Source organism: Xenorhabdus sp. NBAII XenSa04, assembly GCF_963866145.1.
Taxonomy (GTDB): Bacteria; Pseudomonadota; Gammaproteobacteria; order Enterobacterales; family Enterobacteriaceae; genus Xenorhabdus; species Xenorhabdus indica.
Genome location: NZ_CAWMEB010000315.1, coordinates 1 through 433, shown reverse-complemented (window position 1 = coordinate 433; position 433 = coordinate 1). Strand labels below are relative to the sequence as shown.

The 433-nt window shown below is 45.3% G+C and carries 2 tRNA genes; both read right to left on the bottom strand.

Annotated features, from left to right (window positions below):
- Positions 1-157 precede the first annotated feature (157 nt).
- Positions 158-233, bottom strand: a tRNA-Thr gene (locus AAC147_RS11260).
- A 6-nt stretch (positions 234-239) separates the two neighbouring features.
- Positions 240-314: transfer RNA gene (locus AAC147_RS11255), tRNA-Gly, on the bottom strand.
- Positions 315-433 lie beyond the last annotated feature (119 nt).

Sequence of the window (433 nt, the reverse complement as noted above, 5' to 3'; positions counted from 1 at the left end):
CCAACGTTAACGTGCGGTTTTGAACGTTCAAACTTTTCTTTAGACATTAGGTTGTCCCTCTAAGACACGGAATCGGTGGTTTCACCACATCAACCAAGCAATATGTGCTTGTTTAGACATCAGCAGGAAGAAAACCAGGAGGCAAGAACTAAGGAAGTGGTGCTGATAGGCAGATTCGAACTGCCGACCTCACCCTTACCAAGGGTGTGCTCTACCAACTGAGCTATATCAGCACATCTTGGAGCGGGCAGCGGGAATCGAACCCGCATCATCAGCTTGGAAGGCTGAGGTAATAGCCATTATACGATGCCCGCGTGAACTCGGCTACCTGACTTTAATCAACTGTATTATACCTCAAGTATTTTTGCTGAAATAATAACTCGATTCATAATACTCAAGATGAAAACTGGTTTATGGTGGTGGGGGAAGGATT